Annotated in this window: 8 protein-coding genes and 2 pseudogenes; 1 reads left to right on the top strand and 9 read right to left on the bottom strand. The window is 29.6% G+C overall.

Annotation, left to right across the window (positions count from 1 at the left end):
• Positions 1-111: 111 nt before the first annotated feature.
• The 4 genes and pseudogenes from CP520_RS00820 to CP520_RS03785 form a co-directional block, all read right to left on the bottom strand.
• The gene (locus CP520_RS00820; RefSeq protein WP_096862590.1) at positions 112-5,187 is read right to left on the bottom strand and encodes a lipoprotein; all 5,076 of its coding nucleotides are present in this window, start codon (positions 5,185-5,187) and stop codon (positions 112-114) included.
• A gap of 362 nt (positions 5,188-5,549) precedes the next feature.
• A complete protein-coding gene (locus CP520_RS00815) occupies positions 5,550-12,977 on the bottom strand; it encodes a lipoprotein (protein WP_096862589.1) in 7,428 nt (2,475 codons plus the stop codon).
• Positions 12,978-13,356: 379 nt separating this feature from the next.
• Positions 13,357-13,959 carry a hypothetical protein gene (locus CP520_RS00810; RefSeq protein WP_096862588.1) on the bottom strand — a complete coding sequence of 201 codons (603 nt, stop codon included), beginning with the start codon at positions 13,957-13,959 and terminating at the stop codon, positions 13,357-13,359.
• Between the two features lie 27 nt (positions 13,960-13,986).
• Positions 13,987-14,103: pseudogene (locus CP520_RS03785) on the bottom strand (hypothetical protein); the annotation flags it as partial.
• Between the two features lie 13 nt (positions 14,104-14,116).
• On the opposite strand from CP520_RS03785, the gene CP520_RS03755 reads away from it, so the two are divergent.
• Positions 14,117-14,242: a hypothetical protein gene (locus tag CP520_RS03755; protein WP_279306706.1), complete on the top strand. Its 126-nt coding sequence runs from the start codon at positions 14,117-14,119 to the stop codon at positions 14,240-14,242.
• Positions 14,243-14,990: 748 nt separating this feature from the next.
• Here the strand turns inward: CP520_RS03755 and CP520_RS00800 are convergent.
• From CP520_RS00800 to CP520_RS00790, 5 genes and pseudogenes are all read right to left on the bottom strand, one after another.
• Positions 14,991-16,130 carry a lipoprotein gene (locus CP520_RS00800; protein WP_096862586.1) on the bottom strand — a complete coding sequence of 380 codons (1,140 nt, stop codon included), beginning with the start codon at positions 16,128-16,130 and terminating at the stop codon, positions 14,991-14,993.
• Positions 16,131-16,339: 209 nt separating this feature from the next.
• Positions 16,340-16,504, bottom strand: a complete 165-nt coding sequence (locus CP520_RS03745) for a hypothetical protein (protein ID WP_157755765.1) — start codon at positions 16,502-16,504, stop codon at positions 16,340-16,342.
• Between the two features lie 183 nt (positions 16,505-16,687).
• Positions 16,688-16,753 (bottom strand): annotated as a pseudogene (locus CP520_RS03770) (lipoprotein); the annotation flags it as partial.
• A gap of 144 nt (positions 16,754-16,897) precedes the next feature.
• Positions 16,898-17,857 (bottom strand): lipoprotein, encoded by a 960-nt coding sequence (locus tag CP520_RS00795; RefSeq protein WP_096862585.1) that lies wholly within the window; start codon positions 17,855-17,857, stop codon positions 16,898-16,900.
• 404 nt (positions 17,858-18,261) lie between these two features.
• The gene (locus CP520_RS00790) at positions 18,262-18,801 is read right to left on the bottom strand and encodes a lipoprotein (protein WP_096862584.1); all 540 of its coding nucleotides are present in this window, start codon (positions 18,799-18,801) and stop codon (positions 18,262-18,264) included.
• Positions 18,802-19,169 lie beyond the last annotated feature (368 nt).

The raw sequence follows: 19,169 nt of genomic DNA, 5'->3' as shown, positions 1-19,169 counted from the left end.
TATTTAAGTTTTGTGCCTTTAATAAAGAATAAGATAAAAATCATGAAATTGTCCCGATTTATTTCAAAATAAATAAAAAACACTGTTTTTAACAGAGTTTTAAAAATTATTTTAATTTAAATTAATTGTGACTGAACATAGGTAGAATCCAGCGATGTAAAGTCTAAATGTTTTTCCATTTAAACTTGAGTCAAGAATCGTAATACTAATTTGGTTGTTTGTTAAACCATCTTTTAGATTAGGACCAACTTCATATTCAATATTCGCTTTTGAAGAACTATCAACTAAGACATATTCTTCAGTGTTTATAGAAATAATGTTATCACCATAAATTTCAACCCCACGTCCAACTAAAGAAATAGGTTGACCATCTGCATTAATAGAAATTATGTTTTTAGTACCAACGCCTGTATTTAAGTTATAACTAGCATTGTTTGGGTTATTACCATCAACAGGAACTAATGTGCTACCTTGTAAAAGAGGTTGTTTAGCATATTTAACAGTAATGTTAATTATTAATGGATTATATCCAATTACGTTAGTAACTGTTAATTGAGTTTTCATTTCATTTCCACTTGGAATTGAGTTTGCAACACTAAGTGTGAATGAATGTGCACCTGGTGTGAATTCAATCACTCCATTATCTGGAGAAAATTTATCTTTTGCGTTACTTGTATCAGCGCTTGGTCAATTAATTGTTCTGTTATCAGTAGTATATAGAACTAGAGAATATTGACCGTTTTCATCAGGACCATTTAAATATCCATCACCATCTCCAGTTATTGGGTCTGGTGTAACATTCGCATAAACTTCAACATGAACTTTAATTTCTTTATGTTGTTTTTGATCATAAACAGTTAATACAGAATCTTTATTTGCTTTTTTTCCAGTTACAGCAACACTACCATTATGGTTAATAGTAGCATTGATGTTTTGATCAGAAGAACTAACTACGGCGTTATCGCCTACTAAATCAGCATTAAGTTTAATAAATTTAGTTTCTCCAATGTGAACTCCTAAATGAAATGCACCATTACTATCAGTTGTTAATCCACTATCTGCTGGAATATCAAATGAATTATTATCTTGTATGTTTACAACAAGTGTTAATGGATTATAACCTGGTTGAGTAATTATAATGCGAGTTTGTGTAGCAATTTGATTAGATTTAATAGATAGTGAATTAACAGTAGAAACTCAGCTGACATCTGCGAATAAATTGTTATCAAAATCAATTTTTCCATTTTTGATTGTACTACTTGGGAAGTCAACAAATTTAATATCGTTAACATACATATTTACTTTATATACGTTTGGATCATCTGTTGGTTCTACTCCATTTCCTGTATTTGGTGGAGTAAAGTTTCTGTTTTGAACAGTTACATTAATTGTTAAATCATTGTGTCCTGGAACACTAATGATAATTTGACTTCCTTTGTTTTCGTTTGGTTGTTTTCCGGTTACAGATAAGTTTTGTCTGTTTGTTGGGTCTTTAACGAAACTGAAGTATTCATCATTATCGTCATTAACAGGTTTAACTAAAGCTTTTGGGTCAGTTAAATCAATACCAACATTAATTGAAACAGTTTGATTAATTCCAATAATTAAGTTTCAAACTCCATTATCAGGATTTTTAGGATCTGATGGTTCAAATCCATTGTTTCCTCCTCCTTGATTTGGTGGAGTAATTGGTTGACGTTTACTAATTGTTAAATCAATAGTGATTGTATTAAATCCGTATTTAGTAATGGTAATTGTTGTTTTACCAGTATTAGCACCAGTTTTAATTTCAAGTCCTTTTTGAGTACCAGTTGTAACAACTCCATTGATTGTAGGTTGATATGCAATTTCTGCACCAATTAAGTTAGCACCTAAATCAAATGGCTTATCTTCATTAGTAAACATTTGTAATGTAAATTTATTTTCTCCATTTGGAGTTAATCCGTTGTTATCACTTGGGTCAGGTAGATTACCTGTATTTCCATTGGGTTTAATAGTTACATTAATTGTAATTTCATTGTATCCTTCAACTTTAACTTTAATTTGAGAAGGACCACTAGTTGCACCAGATTTTACTTCTAAATTAGTTCCATTTGCTTTAGTTGTTAATAATGCATTGTCTATTGTAATGTCTTTATCAGATAGTTGAACACCTAAATCAATGTTCTTTGTATCATTAACAAACATTTCCATTGACATTAAGTAAGGATTACTTGGGTCAATAGGTTTTAAGTTACCATTTCCTTCACCAGGAGTTACTGGTGGGAAATCTTTGTTAGGTTGAACACTAACATGAATCTTAGTAGTGTTATAGCCTTCCATTGAAACAATTAAAGTAGCAACTCCTGTATTTGTGTTTGAAGTGATTTTTAAATTATTAGAATCTTTTTCAAAACTTACAAGTTGTTTTTGACCTTCTTCTGTTACTTGTTTGATATCAGCGTTAGTAATATCAACACCCATGTTAATGTTTCTTGTTTCGTTAACAAACATTTTTAAATCATATTCATGATCTTTTCCAGGTGTTGGTACAATTCCACCATTATTACCATTATCTCCACCATCAGTTGGAGGTGTGATGTTTGTTTTATCTTTAACAGTTACAAAAATTGTAATTAAGTTATAACCTGGAATTTTAACAGTTACTTTTGCTTCATTTTTTGAAGGTTGTTTACCAGTTAATTCCAATTGGTTAGGTAATAATGAATTGCTATTGTGTGATGCAGTAACAATATCAGGGTTAGTAACAACATCAACAGCAGCATTGGTTAAATCATCAACACCATTAAATGTAATTATTCTTGGTTCGCCCATATAAACAGTTGTTTTATAAGTGTTTCCAGTTTTATCACTAGGATCTGGAACAAGTCCACTTCCATCTCCCGGTTTTGCGGTTTTAGTTTGATCAACTGTTAAGTTAATAACAAAGTTTTCATAACCTTGAATATTTGCAAGTGTAATTGTAGATTGACCAGCAGTTAAGGCTGAAATTGTAATTACGTTGTTTGATTTTCTTTTTACAGTAGCAACAGTTTCATTACTACTTGTTAAATCAGCATTGGTTGGAATATTAATTTTTGGTAAAGTAATATCTTTAACATCACCAGTATACATTGATAAGTTGTATTGACCATTTTCACCTGGTTTTAAGTCTGGGTCTGTTGGTGTTACATTATTTAATTTATCAACAGTAATTTGAATAGTTAGAGTACCATTCTTTTCAGTTGTAATAGTTAAAATAGTATTTCCAGGTTTTAGACCAGCAATTGTTAAGATTTCACCAGCAATTGATTGACTAGCAACACCTTCACTTGAGAATTTTGCTTCAGGTTTAGTTAAAGTAGTTCCTAAATTAATTTTTCTAGTTTCTTTTTCAAAAAGTTCAAGTTTGTATCCTTTACTTAAATCATTTGGATCAACTGGTGTAATTCCACCATTTCCGTTGTCTCCACCAGTTCCACCGTTATCTGGTGGAGTAATTGGAGATTGTCCTAAAACAGTAATATTAATTGTTATTTGTGGATAATTTGGAATATCAATAACCATCTTAGTATTTGCTACAGTTTTACCAGTAATTTTTAAAACGTTTCCATTAACAATTCAATCAACTACATTATCAGGAGTAGTTGTTATCATTTCATTAGTTAAATTAATTCCTTGGGCTCAAGTAATTGTTTTAGTTGTATTTTGATAAACAGTTAAGTTGTAGTTTTGATCCGCAGGATTTAAAGGTTTATCTGGGTGTTTTGGATCTGGATTTACTGGTGTTAATCCACCATCTCCTCCAGTGCTTGGGTTTGGATCATTTGGATTTGTTACAGTTATTTTAAATGTCACGGGACGAATATGTTCAGCTTTAAATTGAACTCATGCATCACCTGCTTTAAGTCCGGTAATTTGTCCTGTTTCATTATTAATGTTAATAATTCCTGCTTCTTGTGGCATTTCATTATTAATTTCCATATTGTGATTAATTATTTCAGTTCAAACAAGAGGTGTATTTAAGAAATTTGCCATAATAATTGGAGATTTAGATTGAGAAGTATAGATATTCATATCAGCAATACTTACTGAACTATTTTCTTTATCTTTAATAGCTTTTTCTAATTCACCTTGTAATTTAGAAATTTCTGCAACAGCTTTGTTTAAAGCTTCTTGTGAAAGTTCATATGCTTCAGCTGCTTTTTCTCATTCTCTTTGAACTCTTATTAAATCAGAATTTAATTTATTAATGTTCTTGTTAAGAGTTGAAATCTGATTATTTAAATCTTCAATTCTTCCAATTTGGTATTTAATTACTTTTCTAGCATCTTCAATTGTAGAATTTAAGTCTTGAATTTGATTTTTTAAATTCAAAATATCTATATAAGCAATTTTCAACTCATTTAAAGCTGAGTTATATTTGTTAGTTAAATCAGTTAATTCATTTTTTAATGATTCAATTTGAGCTTTGTAACCATCAATTTGTTTATCTAATTTTTTAATTTGTTGTTCTAAGCCACTAATTTTTCTAAGTGATTCATTACCAGCTTGAATCAAAGCTTCTTTTTGTTGTTCTAATTGAGAAATCTTTTCTTGGGCTGCTTGATCATTTTTATCAGAATTATTAATTAAATTTTGAATAGTTCCTTCAAGAACTTTGATTTCAGTTTTATTACGTTCATTAGCTTCACGTTCTTTATCAAGTTCACCTTGTAAACGTTGACGTTCTTGATCTAATTGAGCACATTTTCATTCTAATAAGTCACGTTGTTGTTCAACACCTAGAAGTTCTTTTTTGGCATCTTCTAATTCTTTAGAAAGTGAGTCATATTTACTTTGTAAGTCGCTTAATTTACTTTCTAAAACTGCTTTAGTTCCTTCTAATTCAGTTATCTTTTTGTCCTTTGCTTTGTTATCAGCAGTTAAATCATCAACAGTTTTGACTAATATGTCTTGTTCTTGTTTAGCTTCTGCTAGATTTTTTGTTAAATCATTACGTTGTTTTTCTAAACTATCTCTTTCTGATTCTAAATCACTAATTTGTTTCTTTTGATCTGCAACTTGTTTTTCAAGACTTTTTATTCTACTTGAATCACCATCTGGTGGTTGGATTTGACTATCAGCAGTAACCCCACAAGCTACAACTCCACTAGTAGCTGAGGCAGTTAAAGTAATTGCTCCAAGTAAGCTTAAAAATTTCTTCATAATTTTTAGTTTCCCTTCTAAAAAAATGGGGTTTATAAAAAATACACGTTAAAAAAGGTTGCTGACGCTTATCAAACCTTTTTTCTCGTTTATTTAGTTTTTCTTAAATAAATCACTTTTAAAAAACTTTAAAATATTTTTCCCCTGTTATATTAAAGTTTTTCTTTATTTATAAATTTCTCATTTTATTAACTTCAAGAAGTCATTGTTTTATTTAGCAATAAAACATTCTTCTTTTATCTTAAATCATTATACTCTTAGCAAAAATTATGTTAAGAGGTAAAAGAAAAAAAGAACTAGGACTTTTCTAAGGTCTTAGTTCTTTTAAGAATTATGTAATTTTTAAGTGTTAAAAAAGGTTTTTATTTTGTTACAGTAATCTTTACAGTTGAATAACCACCGTTAAATGAAACAGTAAGTTCAGAAGTTCCAGGTTTCATTCCAGTTAATTGAATTTTACCTTGACCGTGATCTTGAACTTGAACAACGTAATAAGGATTAGTTTGAATTCTTCTTCCTTGATCATCTCTTACATTATTCATTGTTAAATCATAACCAGTTACTAAAGTTGTTCAGTTTGTGATTTCAATAGTTTGTGATTCACCAACTTTTAAGTCTACCTTATTAGTACTCATAGTAACTTTTCCAAGTGGAGTATTAAGGATTCTAATATTAATTTTTAGATCTTCATATCCTTTTTTCTTAATAGTAATTGTTGTTCTATCAGTTGGAGTTTGAAGAGTATAAACATCTAAAGTATTTCCATCTAATCTAGCAATTACATAGTTTGAATCAAAGACAACATCTTTTTGAGTTAACCCACTAATATTTCCTAAATCAAATTTTTGGTGAACATTTGGTCTCATTGTTACATTGTATCCATCACCACTTGGAATAACTCCTCCACCTTCTGGAATCATTTGTTTTTGATTAATAGTGATATCAATTGTGATTTCATTATAACCAGGAACATTAATAGTCATTTTTGATTTTCCTTTTGATAATCCAGTAACGCTTAAGTTATTTTTATCAACTTTATAAGATACGTGTTTTGCTTTTGTATTTTGGTCTATATCAACAACGCTGATTTTTCCATTAGTTAAATCAACATGTGGGAAAGTTATCTTATTAGTATCTTCAACATCAATAATCATTGAGTAATGGTTATTTGATCCATCAATATCTCCGATTGGTTCATCTGGGATATTTCTTGTTGGTAAAACAGTAACATCAATTGTTAAGTCATTAAATCCACGTTTTGTAATAGTAATTTTTGTTGTCCCAGTTTTCAAAGCATTTACTTTAACAACATCTCCCAAGGCTTCTATTGAAGCGATAGTATTATTTGTGTTTTTTAGATTATCAGAAGTAATTGATGTACCGAAGTTAAATGTGTCAGAAGTTCCTTGATAAATGCTTAGCTTCTTGTGGAATTCATCTACACCATCAGTTAAGTTATTATTGTCTGATTTATTATCATCGATTTTGATTGTTTGTTTTTCAGTAACAAAAACATTAATTGTTACAGTTTCAATACCTTCTTTTTTAACAGTTATGATAGAATTTCCAGTCTTTTTAGCATCTATAACAACTAGGTTATTTAAGGCAAATTTTCCTTCAATACGTGCATCAACAACATTAGGGTCACTATTAGTTAAAGCGGTTTTTTTAGGTAAATCAATTAAACCAAAACTAATAGTTTGACTATCACCTTTAAACATATTTAATGTATATTGATTATTTCCATTGTTATTTCATCCTGGATTGTTATCTGGAACTGTAACTGTTGGAACATCAAGTTTTTGAACATTTACCTTAATAGTAATTTCATCATATCCAGGATATTGAACTGTAATGATAACAGGATTGTTATTTGTAGCTACTTTACCAGTAACAGATAAAACATTCTTATCTTTTCTATAAGTTATGTTTTCGTTGTTTCCATTATTTGCAACGTTAACATTAGCTACATTAGAACTTAAATTAATAGATTCATCAAAAGTAATATCTTTTGTAATTCCAACATAAGTATTTAAAATATAAGTTCCGTCCTTATCTGGTGTTAAGTTTGGACCAGTTGGTTTAGTTGTAGCTTTGTCTTTAACTGAAATGTTAATAACAATATCAATATATCCAACTTTATGTAAGCTAACTTGAGTGTCACCAATTGCAACTGGTTTAATAGTTAACTTGCTTCCTTTAACTGAAGCTTGAACATAAGCTTTATTACCAGGATTAAATTCTCAATCATTAAAGTTAATTCCGTCTCCAAATTCAAAGACTTTAGCAGGATCGCCAACTCACATATCTAAGTTGTAGACACCTTGTTTTTCTTTGTCTTTGTGTAGTTCACCTGGTTCATTTCCAGTTTCAGATGGGTCTTTTACAACGGCATCTTGTTCAACGGTGATATGAATAATGATTGGTTGGTGTTCAACTGTTTTAATAGTTAAATCAACAGTTCCATATTCATTAGTAATAATAGTTAAGATATCTCCATTAACACTTGATTCAACTAAACTAGTTAATCCAGGTTGTGAAATATTTGTTTGACTAAATTCAGGATTATTTAAAGTAACTCCTAAATTAATATTTTTAGTTTGATGTTGTTTCATCACTAATGAATATTCATTATTTTTATTAGGATCTTTTGTAATTCCTGAGTTTCCACCATCAGTTGGAATGTTAACATCAGTTCTTGATTTAACATTTACTTGAATTTCAACATTATAGAATTCTACTAATTGCACATTAATAATTGCAGTTCCTTCTTGTAAAGCTTCAATTGTTAAAATGTTTGTAGCTTCTGAAGTTTTAGCAACTTTATTATTTGAGTTTAAAACGTTTTTATCATTTAATGAAACGTTTTTAGCAAAAGTAATGTTTTTAATTTCGTCTTCATATAAATCTAATTTATATGCTTTTGTAACAGATGGATTATTGTTGTTTGGATTATTTGGAACTGGAGTTGTTGGTTCTAATCCGTTGTTGTCACCAGTATCTGGAGTGATTGGATCTTCAATGTCTTTTACAGTAACACTAAATTCTTTTGGTGAGAATTGATCTGCACTCAAGATAAGAGTTGTTGTTCCAGCTTTTAATCCAGTAACTTTGTTTTCATTAATTGAAACAAGGTCTTGTGGATTACCTTCTTTTGTTGAGACCTTTAATTCTGCATTAGTAAATCCGTCTCAATCAAGTTCTTTACTATAACCTTTGATTTTGATTTTTGGTGTATCTGTTTGACCACGATAAATAATTAAATCATTAATATTGTCAAATTTTTGTCCAACTTGTTCTTCTAAATCACTAACTTTATTTTTTAAGTCATTAACTTCTGAAGTTAATCTATCAATTTCTTCAGTAGCTTTAATTCCTTCTTCTTGTAAAGCATCTTTTTGATGTCTTAAATCTTCAATTGTATCTCTGTCAATTGTCGCTTGGTTTTCTAATCCTTTAATTTTATTTAAAGCATCAGTTAATCTAGCATCTAAATCAGCATTAGTTCTTTTTAAATCAGTGATTTCTTTGTCTTTTGCTAAATTATCAGCAGTTAAACTACTAATTTCTTTAGATAAAGTATCTTGTGTTTCTTTAGCTTTTGCTAAGTCTTTTGTTAATTTACCAACTTGTTTTTCTAAATTATCAATAGTAGTTTTTTGATCAAAAATTTCTTTGTCTTTTTCAGCAATCTTAGTATTTAAACCAGAAATTTCTTCATCCTTTTCACCAATAGTTTTAATAGCTTCTTTTAGATTATTTTGAGCAGTTTCAAGTTCTTGTCCTAAAGATTCAATTGTTCCTTTATCAAGAATTGCTTGTTGTTCTAATTCTTTAATTTTTGCTTTATTAGCTTCAATTTCAGCTTCTTGTTGCTTAATTAAATTTGCTTGTTCTTGATTCTTAATAATTAATTGACCTGTAAGAGTAGTTAAGTCATCAATTTCTTTATTTAATTTAAGAATTTCACTAGCGGCAGCTTTAAGTTGATTATCCAAATAATCAGCACGTGTTTGGGCAGAATCGCGTTCACTTGTTAAGTTTTTGATTGCAGTTTCTTGTTCAGTGATTTTTTTACCTAGTCTAGTTATTTCTTGGTCTTTTTCAGTGATTGTTTGTCCTGCTTTTGTAAGTGCATCTTTAGCAGCATTTAGTTCACCAGTTAATCTAGTTACTTCTGCTTCCGCTTTTTCAGCACGTGTTTTTAAAGCTTCATTTTCAGCTTCTGCTTTTTCAAGTTCAGCTTTTTGTTTATTAATTTTTTGTTCTAATTCTTGAGTTTTAAGAATTAGGTCGCGAACTGTCTTTCAAGCTTCCTCATATTCTTTATTTAATCTAAGAATTTCAGCAGCAGCTGATTTAAGTTGATTATCTAAATAATCAGCACGTGTTTGGGCAGAATCGCGTTCACTTGTTAAGTTTTTGATTGCAGTTTCTTGTTCAGTGATTTTTTTACCTAGTCTAGTTATTTCTTGGTCTTTTTCAGTGATTGTTTGTCCTGCTTTTGTAAGTGCATCTTTAGCAGCATTTAGTTCACCAGTTAATCTAGTTACTTCTGCTTCCGCTTTTTCAGCACGTGTTTTTAAAGCTTCATTTTCAGCTTCTGCTTTTTCAAGTTCAGCTTTTTGTTTATTAATTTTTTGTTCTAATTCTTGAGTTTTAAGAATTAGGTCGCGAACTGTCTTTCAAGCTTCCTCATATTCTTTATTTAATCTAAGAATTTCAGCAGCAGCTGATTTAAGTTGATTATCTAAATAATCAGCACGTGTTTGGGCAGAATCGCGTTCACTTGTTAAGTTTTTGATTGCAGTTTCTTGTTCAGTGATTTTTTTACCTAGTCTAGTTATTTCTTGGTCTTTTTCAGTGATTGTTTGTCCTGCTTTTGTAAGTGCATCTTTAGCAGCATTTAGTTCACCAGTTAATCTAGTTACTTCTGCTTCCGCTTTTTCAGCACGTGTTTTTAAAGCTTCATTTTCAGCTTCTGCTTTTTCAAGTTCAGCTTTTTGTTTATTAATTTTTTGTTCTAATTCTTGAGTTTTAAGAATTAGGTCGCGAACTGTCTTTCAAGCTTCCTCATATTCTTTATTTAATCTAAGAATTTCAGCAGCAGCAGCTTTAAGTTGATTGTCTAAAAAATTAACTCTAATATTTAAAGTAGATACCTCGTCCTGTAATTTTTTAATTGTTGCTGAACTTTCTTCCAGTTTTTGGTTTGCAACTCTTAAGTTGCCTTCTAGATCTTGAACTTGTTGTTTTAACCCATTACGTTCAGTGGTTAGAGTTCTGACTTCTTGTTGAGATTGTTCCAAGTCAGCTTGAGCTTTTTTTAGTTTCTTATCAGATTCTTTTAATTCATTAGTTTTTTCTTGTAAAGAATTTTCAAGGTTTGAAATAGCGGTTCCTTGTTCTCTAATAGTTTTCTCAAGTTTTGCTATTTCATCTTCAAGTTGTTTAATTTTTTCAGTTTTTTCTTGATCAGAAGTTGATGAACTATCTTTTAATCTTTGAATTTGTTCTTCTAAACTTTCAATTTGAGTTTTTTGCCCTTCAACAACAGCTTTTTCGTTATCAAGACTAGTTTGAAGGTTTTCTTTGTCTTTAGTTAAATCATTAACTTTAATTTTTAATTCATCACGTTCATTTGTTATTGTTACATTTTTATTGTGGGCTTCTTCAAGTCATTTATTAGTTTTGTCTAGATCTTTTTGAGCTTCTTCTCATTTATTTTTATAGTCATCTCTTTCAGTTGTTAATTTACCATTAGCTTCTGATAATCTATCGATTTCAGCTTGTTTTTCACCAATGGTTTTATTAGCAGCATCTAATTTGCCTTGAGCCTCAGTTAATTGACCTTGAAGTTCATTTCTTTGGCGTTCTGCTTCTTTTTGTGCGGCAACAGCTTCGTCTTTTTCATGTTCTAAAGTTTCTTTGTCTCTAGTTAATTGACCGTTTTCATTAGTTAATCTATCGATTTCAGCTTGTTTTTCACCAATGGTTTTATTAGCAGCATCTAATTTGCCTTGAGCCTCAGTTAATTGACCTTGAAGTTCATTTCTTTGGCGTTCTGCTTCTTTTTGTGCGGCAACAGCTTCGTCTTTTTCATGTTCTAAAGTTTCTTTGTCTCTAGTTAATTGACCGTTTTCATTAGTTAATCTATCGATTTCAGCTTGTTTTTCACCAATGGTTTTATTAGCAGCATCTAATTTGCCTTGAGCCTCAGTTAATTGACCTTGAAGTTCATTTCTTTGGCGTTCTGCTTCTTTTTGTGCGGCAACAGCTTCGTCTTTTTCATGTTCTAAAGTTTCTTTGTCTCTAGTTAATTGACCGTTTTCATTAGTTAATCTATCGATTTCAGCTTGTTTTTCACCAATGGTTTTATTAGCAGCATCTAATTTGCCTTGAGCCTCAGTTAATTGACCTTGAAGTTCATTTCTTTGGCGTTCTGCTTCTTTTTGTGCGGCAACAGCTTCGTCTTTTTCATGTTCTAAAGTTTCTTTGTCTCTAGTTAATTGACCGTTTTCATTAGTTAATCTATCGATTTCAGCTTGTTTTTCACCAATGGTTTTATTAGCAGCATCTAATTTGCCTTTAAGTTCGTCTCTTTCACGTTCAGCTGTTTCTTTAGCTTCATCAGCTTTTTTAGCGGCTTCTTTAGCTTCTGATAATTTATCGGTTAAATCAGCAATTTGTCCATCTTTAGAATGAATTTGGTTTTCTAAACCACTAACTTTTTCATCTGCTGCATTTTTTTCTCTTTCAGCTTCAGTTAATTTATTTTCAGCCTCAGTTAATTGACCTTGAAGTTCATTTCTTTGGCGTTCTGCTTCTTTTTGTGCGGCAATAGCTTCGTCTTTTTCATGTTCTAAAGTTTCTTTGTCTCTAGTTAATTGACCATTTTCTTTAGTTAATCTATCGATTTCAGCTTGTTTGGTAGCAACTTCACCTTTTGCTTCATTACGTTCTCTAGTTAATCTACCATTTTCTTCAGTTAATCTATCGATTTCAGTTTGAGCATTAGCAAGATCTTTTTGAGCTTTTTTTAGTGAGTCACTAAGAGTTTTATTTGTAGCAGTTAATTCATTATTAATAGCTTCTAAATCTCTAACTCTTTGTTGAGCTTCATCTCTTTGAGATTCTGCTTTTTTTAATTCACGATTAGACTCTTGTAATTGTTGATCTAATTCATTTGCTCTTTTTTGAGCTTCTGCTTTATCTTTTTTAGCTTGTCGTAATTGGTCTTCTGCTTTATTTTTAGCTTCATTTAAATCGAAGTTAACGGCTAATAAGAAACGAATATAATCCATAGCAGCTTCATAAGAATCTTTCATTGCAGAAAGTTGCCCTGTTAGGTTAGCAACTTTGCCCTTTAATTCTTCTGCTTCTTTTTCTTTTTGAGCTAAAGCTTCTTTAGTGTTAGTTAATTCTGTTTGTAGAGTTTTATTTGTTTCTTCTGAATCACTTAATTGTTTTGTTAAAGATTGAACTTTATCTTTTAAACTATCAATTTCAGCTTGTTTTTGGCTTAAGTCTGATTGTGCCTTAGTTAGTTTCGCTCTAGTATCTTTAAGATCACTTTCTGCTTTATTTAAGTCAGCTTGTTTAGAAGCTAAATCATCTGTTAAGGTTTTATTACTTGCACGAAGTTGTGCAATCTCTTTTCTCATGTTAGCAAGATTATTATCATTATCATCTGGTAATTGACTAATAGTTGTAACCCCACAAGAAACAACCCCACTAGTAGAAGTTGCTGTTAAAGTAATTGCCCCTAATATACTTAAAAATTTCTTCATAATTCTAAATTTCCTTTATAAAAAATATCACCTAAAAATTTGTTTTTAAAATCATTAAAAGTATTAATCTTTTCTTTCCCTGTCTTTGCTAAAATTTTGCTTTTAATAAAGTTTCTTAACCATAGAAAAAAGACTTTTTCATAAGTCTTTTTCAAACCATTTTTAGATCCTGTCTTTGTTTTTTAAAATGGGTCTTTTAACCCCATAAAAAACGCTTCTTGAAGTACGTTAAAAACCAACGCTACTTTTGCAAGCATTTTTATTATCATATCTCATTTTTAATGAAAAAAACTAGATTTTTCATCTAGTTTTTTAAAAGTATTTACTTGTTTATAATTACTCTAAATAATATTTAGAAATAGTATAAATAAGTGTGATTTTAAGCAGTTTTGCTATTGTCTAAGACATTAATGATTAATGGTTCATAACCATGAATATTAATTGTAACTTTAGTATCTCCACTAGCAATTCTTAAAATAGAAATTCAATTTGAATCTATTGATGGTGTAACATTTAAAATTTTATTATCGTAAGTGATTTTATCAGTTGTGGTTAACTTAACATCTTTATCTAATTCAATTGATAAAGGTGCTTCATTCAGAAGAACATTTAAAGAATATTCACCATTATCTTGTTTAGTTAAACCATTAGCTTTTGGTGTTAAAGTTCCTAATTTTTTAACTTCTAATTTGAAGGTTGTCGGATTAAATCCTTTTGCTGTTGCTGTAACAAGTAAAAGTCCTGGTTTATCTTTTACAATGATGTTGTTTAGACTAGTTGTTGCTGGAATAATATTTTCACTAATATTTGTTGTGGTTAATTTAAAGTCTTCTAATTCACTAACAGGTATTGGTTTATTAACTCCATTTATATAAACATTATCAATTGTTAGTTGATCGTTTACAAAAATACTTTGATTTGGAAGGGTAAAGTTATTGTTATCAATAATTCCTTCTGCTTTATCTAAAGCGTTAATAGCCACAATTAATTTGTCAGTTAAATCTTCAATTTGAGCTTGAAGTTTAGTAATTTCAGTATGGAGTTTATCTCTTTCTGCTTGTGAGCTTTGAAGTTTTCCTTGAAGATTTTCAACTTCTTTATCTAGCCCATCAATTTTATTTTTTAAATCAGAAATTGTTTTGTTCGAATTATCACCGCTGTCTGGAATTTCTGATTTAGTACTAGTATTTCCACAAGCAACAACAGCACTTGTTGTGGTTGTTGCTAAACCAATTGCTCCAAAATACTTAATAGTTTTTTCATAATAGTTATTTCCTTATCTATTATTTTTTATATAAAGAGAAAACAAAAAAATAAGAAATCACTCTTATCTATTTGTTCTTTAATTCTTAAAAGCCATTTCTAAATAAGAATGGCTTTTAAGAATTCTCTTAGTTCAATCATACTAGCAAACAAAAGACTTTAAAAGATAATTGTTTTTATTAGCAACAAAAAAAGAACCTTTTGATTTAGAAAGGTTCTTAATTCATTCTATTTTGATTTAATTAATTACTTAGGAATGATGATTGGTTTTAACACTTCTTTAAATTCAATCTTTAACAAACTATGATCATCTAATTCAATTTTATTGATTTTTAAAAGGATTAGTTATATTTATCTTACTAGTTTTAAGAAAATGTTATTTTACTTTACAACAAAAAAAAGAACTATAAGATTCTTTTAATAACTTATTTAATTATTTAGAAATAACTATTTAGTTGATCCAATTATTTTAACTGTGAAAGTAAATTCAACATAATCTTTAGCAGTTAATTTAAATGATACGGTTGTATCAATATCAGCATCAGCAGGAATAGTGTTGTCTAATGTTGTGTTATCACCGCTAATTGTGCAGTAATTTTAGAATTAGCTTGGGTTGGTGTTACAGTAAATCTGTTTTTTGTAGTGAATGGGTATATTAGTTAACTCAATTGTTTTTGTTGTAGTACCTTGAGTAACATCAAATTCTTGTCCAGCAGTTACACCTGTAAATGGAATGTCTTGTTCTGGAGCTTAAGTGATAGTTACGTTGATCATAGTATCATAGAATCCTATAGCTTCAACAAGGATTCAAGTTGTTCCCTTACCAATAGGAGTAATTTTTAATGTTGCACCTTCAATTTCAGCAGTTGCAACATCCTTATTAGGTGCAGCTTTAATTTTTGTTCCTGTTGGTAATCCAGTAATTGATTGAACACCAGCATTGGCAGCTACTTCAATCCTACTAGAGGATAAAGGTATATCTTCAGCATCGGCTTTAATAACATTTATAGTTAAAACTGCATCATTGTAATCAGTTGCTTTAACTGTAAAGTGCGCAATTCCGGCAGCTTTAGCAGTTACAGTGATCATTCCATTTTCATCAATTACTGCTTTAGCGAAATCTCCACCATCTTTAACTTCGATTGTTGCACCAGCAGGTGCTCCAATTATGCCTGCAGCAGATCTTATTTTCATAGTTACACTACCAAAAGTCATAGTTCCCTTTTCAACAGTTACAGCAATATTAACTGTATTGTATCCATCAGCTGAAACTGTAACATTAATAGGAGTATCAGTTACGTCTACACCAATGATAGTAATCACACCACCATCGTTTGTAACAGTTACTTTAGTTTTATCTTTTGATTCAACTTTAAAGTTTGGCGCATTTCGACCAACTGTGACGTTAACAGTAGCAGTAGCATCTTTTGCTACTGTAACTGATTTTTGATCAATTGTGAAGTCTTTATTAGTTCCAGGTAATGCATCATTTAATTTTAAGTCTAAAGTTTTAGTATCTTTACTATCTTTATCTTGGAATTGAATTTTAACTGTTTTGTTGTTTTCAATTTTTTTAGTTGCTTGAACTGTAATAGATACATCACCTGTTGCATGGTCAATAGCTCCGATTGTTACAGTAACAGCGTTGTCTTTGATGTTAGTTGAAACAGCTTTAGTTGAATCTCCGGCAGCTCATTTTTCATCATTATTGCCTTTAACAATTAATTTTAACTTTTCAGCTTTTTTTGAATCTAATTTTACTGAAGCTGTTTTATTAGCAACGTCAACGTATGCGTCTGCGCTTTCTGATTCAGTTGCACAAGCAACAACAGCACTAGAAACTGTTGTTGTTAAAACAATCGCTCCTAAAATACTTAATAGTTTTTTCATAATAGTTATGTCCTTATCTATTATTTTTTTATATATAAAGAGAAAACAAAAAAATAAGAAATCGCTCTTATTGTTTTGTTCTTTAATTCTTAGTTCAATCATACTAGCAAACAAGTGACTTTAAAAGATGATTGTTTTTATTAGCAACAAAAAAGAACCTTTTTAATAAAAAAGTTCTAATTCATTTAAATGATTTAATTAATTACTTATTAATTATTGTTTGGTAATAAGACTTCTTTAAATTCAATCTTTAACATCTGATTATCATTTAATGTGAATTGATAGATTGTATTTAAAGAAGTTTTCTTATTAGTTGTAAAGTTAAAAGTTATATAACCAAAGTATTTATCAATTACTAAGTTATTAGTAATCATAAGATCATTTAATTCTTTAGACTTCATTACTATTTGAAAGTTAATATCAGTTATATATTTATCTTTTTGTTTTTTAATTAGTTTTAACTTCTTAGCTTCTTTAAAGTCTAAAGTTAAAAAAGCTTCTGTCTTATCATTGTTAAATTCAGATACCTTAATAGTTTTAATGTGATTACTACAACTAATAACATTAGTTGTAGTAATTGTTGTTAAACCAAATGTTGTTAATAAACTTAAAAACTTTTTTATAAATGATCATTTCTTTCTATTTAATTGAATTTAAAAAGGATTAGTTATATTTATCTTACTAGTTTTAACAAGATATTTCTTTTACTTGCAATAAAAAAAGAACCCTAAGGTTCTTTTGATAACTTATTAATTATTTAGAAATAATTAATCTTGAGCAGGAATATTAACTGTAATATCTAGAGTTACTGGTGAGAAGTCATCAGCTGAAATAGTAATAGTTGTTTGACCATTTCCTACTGCAGTAACTGTGAAAACACCTGCATCAGTTGCTTTATCAGTAACTGTTGCTACACCTGTTTTTGAAGATTCAGCTTTTAATCCTTTAGCTGCTTTGAATTTTTCACCTACAGTAATAGTTGTTTGACCATCTTTAGTAGTAATTGATGTTCCTGTGTTAGAAATAGTAATTGCTTCTTTAGCAGCAGGAATATTAACTGTAACGTCTACTGTTCCGTTTGAGAATTTAGCAGTATCAGTAGATGAGATAGTAATATGTGCTGTACCATTTCCTTTTGCAGTAACAGTAAATGTTCCATTATTGTTGTTTTTAACAGTTGCGATATTATCATCTGAACTTGTGGCATTTAATCCAGGTGCTGTTGTAAATTCAGTATCTACAGTAATAGTTGAAGTTCCATCCTTGGTAGTGATTGTTGTTGGGTTGGCAGTTGCAGTAATTGCTTTCACTCCAGTAGCAGTTCCTGGTAATGCTTCTTTTAATTTTAAGTCTAAAGTTTTAGTGTTTTTGTTGTCTTTATCTTTAAATTGAATTTTAACAGTTTTGTTTTTTGCAATTTCTTTAGTTGCTTGAACTGAAACAGTTACATCTCCATTAGCAGCAATATCACCGATTTTTACAGTAACAGTGTTGTCTTTGATGTTGTCTGAAACACCACTAACAGAATCTCCAGCAACTCATTTTCCGTCGTTGTCTTTTTTAACTAATTTTAATTTTTCAGCTTTTTTTGAATCTAATTTGATTGAAGCTGTTTTAGTAGCAGCATCAACGTCTGCTTTTTCTGATTCAGTAGCACATGCTACTACAGCAGTTGAAGTAGTTGCAGTTAATCCAACTGCAGCTAAGATTGATAAGAATTTTTTCATAATCTTGTATGTCTCTCTTCTATGTTATTAAAAAGGATCTTTTTTTCTCTCAAAAAGAAATCTAAATTTTAGTTCTAAAAATAATGTGTTTAATATATTTGAATGTTATTTTTCTCTTTTTAATAACTTGTTTTTTAATTCTTAAATAACAGAATAAATAAAAATATTTAATTTTCTCTAAATCCCATTACTTATTAGTTATTATAGTCGGTTTTAACTTGTTGTTAAAGATTTAACTTAAATTTCTCAACCTTTTTTCATAAAGCATAATTATTCATAAGATTATTGAAAAAATAAAACTTAATTATCGTTTGGATTGTATACATTTAGTTGTTTTTAACAACTAAATCAAAATAAAAAATAGAACCGAAGTTCTATTTTGAAATATTAATTAAAAAGATTAATTAAGCTTTTGGAGCTTCAGGTGTTCCAGTAGCTGGTAAATCTTTGTCTAATTTAGCATCAAGAGTTTTCTTGTTGCTATCATCTTGTTTTGAGAAAGTAACTTTGATTTTTTTACCTTTTTTAACTTCTGCAGTTGCAGTGAAAGTTAAAGTAACTTCACCAGTGTTTGCGTCGAATTTATCGAAACCAGTAACAGTAATTGTTGCGTCTCCGATTTTATCAGCAACAGCTTTAGTGTTGTCTCCTGCTACATATTTAGCAGTAATTGGTGTACCAGTTGATCCACCATCACCAGCAGGTGGTGTAGTTGGTTTATCTTTACCATCTCCTGCTCCAGTGTTATCACCATCAGCAGATGTTTTAGGTGCATCTTTGATTAAACCTAATTTTTTAGCTTCTTTAGCATCTAATTTTAAAGTAGCTGTTTTTGCAGTTGCGTCAACAGTAGCTGTTTTTGATTCAGTAGCACATGCTACTACAGCAGTTGAAGTAGTTGCAGTTAATCCAACTGCAGCTAAGATTGATAAGAATTTTTTCATATCTATGTTCTCCTATATCTTTTATATATAAATAATCGAGAAGAAGTAGACCTAATGTTTTGGACGTCTTCTCTTATTGGTAATTATACACCAATAAGAGACATGTAAACCCCTTTTGTTTCAATTTGTGTCTTTTTCAATTTAAGAAATATTCAAACCGACCTTATTATAAAGGCCTTAGAATAAGATGAAACTTTTTTAAAATAATTTGAGACAATTTTAATTTTTTATCTTATTCCTATATGAGAAGAAATAATTTAAACAAACAAAAATCCAAGAACCGAAATTCTTGGATCATGTAAATTAGAAACTATTAACTGTTCTAACTTAAGTTATTTTTTCTAAAAACAATAATCAAGTCTTAACAA

The organism is Mesoplasma lactucae ATCC 49193, assembly GCF_002441935.1.
GTDB lineage: Bacteria > Bacillota_I > Bacilli_A > Mycoplasmatales > Mycoplasmataceae > Edwardiiplasma > Edwardiiplasma lactucae.
Note: the sequence above shows the minus strand (reverse complement) of the source record. Positions and strands in the feature narration are given on the sequence as shown.